At 68.1% G+C, this 4,441-nt stretch carries 4 protein-coding genes and 3 tRNA genes; 2 read left to right on the forward strand and 5 right to left on the reverse strand.

What is annotated here, in order from left to right; all coding sequences use genetic code 11:
• Positions 1-171 precede the first annotated feature (171 nt).
• The gene (locus tag ACXJKH_RS15775; RefSeq protein WP_457320697.1) at positions 172-1,098 is read left to right on the forward strand and encodes a LysR family transcriptional regulator; all 927 of its coding nucleotides are present in this window, start codon (positions 172-174) and stop codon (positions 1,096-1,098) included.
• Positions 1,099-1,260: 162 nt separating this feature from the next.
• The gene (locus tag ACXJKH_RS15780; protein ID WP_457320699.1) at positions 1,261-2,403 is read left to right on the forward strand and encodes an alpha/beta fold hydrolase; all 1,143 of its coding nucleotides are present in this window, start codon (positions 1,261-1,263) and stop codon (positions 2,401-2,403) included.
• Positions 2,404-2,889: 486 nt separating this feature from the next.
• Here the strand turns inward: ACXJKH_RS15780 and ACXJKH_RS15785 are convergent.
• From ACXJKH_RS15785 to ACXJKH_RS15805, 5 genes are all read right to left on the reverse strand, one after another.
• Positions 2,890-2,966: transfer RNA gene (locus ACXJKH_RS15785), tRNA-Arg, on the reverse strand.
• An 83-nt stretch (positions 2,967-3,049) separates the two neighbouring features.
• Positions 3,050-3,126 (reverse strand) — tRNA-Arg (locus ACXJKH_RS15790).
• Positions 3,127-3,179: 53 nt separating this feature from the next.
• Positions 3,180-3,256, reverse strand: a tRNA-Arg gene (locus tag ACXJKH_RS15795).
• A gap of 61 nt (positions 3,257-3,317) precedes the next feature.
• The gene (locus ACXJKH_RS15800; protein ID WP_457320700.1) at positions 3,318-4,157 is read right to left on the reverse strand and encodes an alpha/beta hydrolase family protein; all 840 of its coding nucleotides are present in this window, start codon (positions 4,155-4,157) and stop codon (positions 3,318-3,320) included.
• On the reverse strand, positions 4,154-4,441 hold a 288-nt coding region (locus ACXJKH_RS15805), incomplete at its 5' end, for a bifunctional hydroxymethylpyrimidine kinase/phosphomethylpyrimidine kinase (protein WP_457320702.1). The genes ACXJKH_RS15800 and ACXJKH_RS15805, both read right to left, overlap by 4 nt.

Genomic DNA, 4,441 nt, shown 5'->3' on the forward strand with positions numbered 1-4,441 from the left:
GGCCACGGCTGTTKCTCTTGCGGACCTGCAGCATGGGATGCTCCTTGTTCGACAGTTTCGATGATGGTCGGGGTGGCGTTTGCCGCTGCCCTTTCCTGTTGGCGCCAGTATCCGCTTGCACCTCGGGTTTGAAAAACGGATAGTTTCGTAAGCCATCATCGAAAAATTCGAATGCTCAAGCTCAGCCTCGACGCCCTGCAGATCCTTGATGCCATCGACCGACGCGGCTCGTTCGCGGCGGCCGGCAAGGCGCTGCACAAGGTGCCTTCGACCATTTCCTACACCGTGTCCAAGCTCGAGCAGGACCTGGGCGTGCAACTGTTCGACCGCATCGGGCCGCGCGCCCAGCTGACCGCGGCCGGGCAGGCGCTGCTGGAAGAGGGGCGGCACCTGCTGCGGGCGGCCCGCGAGCTGGAGATGCGGGTGCGCCGGGTAGCGTCGGGCTGGGAGGCGGAGCTGACCATCGCGGTCGATTCGATGTTCCCCCCGTCGCTGCTGGCTGAGGACGTGCGCGCGTTCAATGCGGTGGCCGAGCAGACCCGGGTGCGGCTGCTGTGCGAGTCGTTGTCCGGCACCTGGGAGGCGCTGCTGGACCGGCGTGCGGACCTGCTGGTGGGGGCGGCAGGCGAAGGGCCCAGTGGTGGTGGCTATGTGGTCGAGCCGATGGGCGTGGTGGAATTCGTGTTCGCGGTGGCGCCTTCGCATCCGCTGGCCGCGGTCGCCGGTCCCCTGGACCGCGAGCAGCTGGCCGCGCATTGCGCGATCGCGGTGGCTGATTCGGCGCGTCGGCTGCTGCCGCGCACCGTCGGCCTGCTGATGGGGCAGGAAACGGTGACCGTGCCGGACATGGTCAGCAAGTTCCGTCTGCAGTGCGCCGGGCTGGGCTTTGGCTTCCTGCCCGCGCCGTACGTGCGGCACGCGGTGGCGCAGGGCCGGTTGGTGATCAAGCCGGTTGAGGAACCCAAGCCGGACGAGACGTTCTGGCTGGCCTGGCGGCCGGGTGAGGAGGGGGCCGCGCTGCGCTGGTGGCGTACKCGGATGCAGGGGCCGCAGGTGATGGCGGGCTGGTGGCCGACGATGGAGGCGTGGCTGGGGTGAGTGCGGCGCCGCCGGCGACTCCAGGCATCGGCGTCCGCAACGGTCGCGCCCTTCAAGCTGAATCATTGCCGCCGTGTCATCGGATGGTCATACGGATGCGATAGAGCGCCGACCGCGCGATCCGTAACCTGCCTGACTCAATCGGATTCCCCCTGTATCCCCATGAAGCGCCTGCTGCTGTTGTTGCTGGCCGGGGCCGGCCTGTGGCTGGCCGCCTGCTCCCCGCTGACCTCCACCTCCCGCTCGACCTCGCTCAGCGATCGCCTGGTCGCGCCGGGCGGGGTGTCCACGTTGCTGGACATCCCGCGCATCGCCGAGGCCGTGGACAGCGTGCCCAACCGGCACGGCCGGGTGACCGGGCGTGCCGGTGTGCCGATCTTCTGGCGGGCCTTCGACCCGGGCCAGTACGGGTTGCGCTACGCCTATCTGGCCCAGCAGCACGACAACGGCGAGCCGCTGCGCACCGGCCTGGCGCTGGACCTGCCGCATCCGTTCCAGCCGCAGGCACCGCGCGGCACGGTGGTGCTGCTGCACGGCTGGATGATGAACGGCGATGCGATGCTGCCGTGGTCATTGCAGCTGGCCCAGTCCGGCTACCGTGTGGTCACCATCGACCTGCGCAACCACGGGCATTCGGGTGCCGGACCGTCGGGGTATGGCACGTTCGAATCCGATGACGTCATCGATGTGATCAATGCGCTGCAGGCGCGGCATGAGGTGGTTGGGCCGCTGTATCTGTTCGGCGTGTCCTACGGCGCGGCCACTGCGTTGTTCACTGCCGACAAGCTGGGCGACCGGGTTGCCGGGGTGGTGGCGATGGAGTCCTTCGCCAACGCCGGCGATGCCATCCGCAGCATGATTCCGCACCTGATGTCATTGCAGCCCAGGGGCTGGAAGGCGCAGGCGATGGCCGCCTACGGGCGCTGGCGCTACGGCAGCCAGGACATCAACCAGGTGATCGCCGCGGCCAGCCAGCGCCTGGACCTGGACCTGGACCGCGTGGATGTCGCGCGCGCGCTGGCCGATACGCGCGCCTGTGTGCTGTTGCTGCACGGCCAGGACGACCAGCATGTGCAGGTGAGCCAGGGGCGTCGACTGGCGGCGGCCAGTCCGCGCGTGCATTACATCGAGATGCGCGGCGAAGACCACATCACCTTGCCGTTGCGAGTGGACCTGCTGGGCGGGGTGGTGGACGACTGGCTGGCGCAGGAAGGCCGTGCCGGGGCCCAGTGCGCGTCGCCGGCGTTGCCGGAGGAGGCCGATCGAATGGCAATGGCGCAGGTAGCGGCCACGCCGCGCGGATGATGCGTCGTTCCGTAGACGGGTAGTGCCGGCCGCTGGCCGGCTCCAGGCGGTCTTCCCGAGTGCATCGCGCTGTGTCCTCGCTCGGGTCTGTCGCGAGCGTATGGGCCCCGTAGCGGCCAGTGCGCCCCTGGCGCAAATGTCCCCCGGCCGCGTGGCGGCCTCCTCCTTGATTTTGCCCAGGGGCGTACCGGCCGCTACGGGACTCGGCTTGCGGTAAGCAGTTAAAAGCCAGGCATTTCTGAAGTGGGTCGGTGGGTCGGGCGTTGGGCCCCATGCCCTTTCCGGCGAATGTCCCCCGGCGTCGGCCTGCGGCCGCCACCTCCTCCTTTATTTCGCCTCCAAGGGCATGCGGGCCCAGCGCCCGACCCACCGACTCGCCGACCCGCTGCGTGGGAAAAGATCCAGAGCGCGCTTCGTGCTTGCCCCGCATGGGAGCGGAGAACCAAAAAAAACAGCAGCCGATGGCTGCTGTCTTCGTCTATGCAATGGTGCGCCCGGAGAGATTCGAACTCCCGACCGCCTGGTTCGTAGCCAGGTACTCTATCCAACTGAGCTACGGGCGCATTTGCATTGTCTGGTTGTCTTTCCTGCCGCGCGTGTTGCCACGTTCGACGGGAGGGCAGGGCGGGCCTGCCGTGCGATGTAATGGTGCGCCCGGAGAGATTCGAACTCCCGACCGCCTGGTTCGTAGCCAGGTACTCTATCCAACTGAGCTACGGGCGCATTTACATCGCGTTGTACTACTGCTGCCAGCGGCGGAGCTGACAACCTGTTGATGGTGCGCCCGGAGAGATTCGAACTCCCGACCGCCTGGTTCGTAGCCAGGTACTCTATCCAACTGAGCTACGGGCGCGTCAACAGGAGCGGAATTATGCGGATGCACGTCGCATTCGTCAACGCTTTTGTGAAGGTCTTCATTCAAATGAATGAAAAAGCAGCGCTGCCACGGCCGTCGGGGATTTCATCCAGGCGAAGTGATCGGCACGCGCGCCAAGGGCTGCGGGTGACACCACGCTGAGCGTGGCGTCCACCTGCGGCATCTTGGCCAGCAGGCCCTGCATGGAGGAGGGCGGGGCCAGCCAGTCGTGTTCCATCACCACGGCGGTGGCGTGCGCGCGCACGCCGCGCAGACCGGCTTCAAGATCGTCGCCGATGCCCACCCCGGCATAGCGGTTGTTCAGTCCCACCTTGGCCCAGTCGGCGATCAGGCCACGCGCTTCGGTGCCGCCGAAGCCGAGCCGGCGACCGTGCAGCACGCCCTGGCGCTGCGCCAGCCACGGCAGGAACCGGTAGATCAGGGGCAGGGTCCAGCCGCGCGGCGCCGGGAAGGTGCGCCAGTACGGCGTGCCGCTGGCGACCAGCCACAGGCGCTGGAAGACAGCGGGGTGCAGGCCGGCGAAACAGCAGGCCAGCTGTCCGCCGAGGCTGTGGCCACCGATGATGCGTTCGACAGACGCACCGGCATCCAGCTGCGCCAGGCTGGCGGGCAGGTCCAGCGCCAGGATCTCGCGATAGCCCCAATCTTGTGTGTGCGACGGGCGCAGGCTGCTGCTGCCGTTGCCCCGCCATTCGTGCAGGTACACCGCCACGCCGTGTGCGGCCAGCGCGTCGGCCAGTGGCAGGTAGTGGCGCGCGGCCACCCCCAGTGCCGGTAACCAGAGCAGTCGCGCGCGCGGCTGTGCCGGCACCCGCGCCAGCAGCGCGAAGCGATGGCCGTCGGCGGCGACCACCGGAAGTGCCTGTGCGTCGATCATGCCGGGCGTGCTGCGCCGAAGTGGTCGATCACCAGCACCTCGCTGCGGCCGGGGTAGTAACCGCCCTGCAGGCCACGCGCGACGTAGTCGATCGCCGCTTCGCAGGCGTTGGGCAGCGACAGGCCCTGGCACAGCTGCGCGGCGATCGCCGAGGCCAGCGTGCAGCCGGTGCCGTGCGCATCCACTGGCAGCCGGGTATGGATGAACTCTTCGCGGGTGACGCCGTCGAAGTACCGATCGATCACGCGGCTGCCTACTTCCAGATGGCCGCCCTTGAGCAGCAC

The organism is Stenotrophomonas sp. P5_B8, from assembly GCF_054049855.1.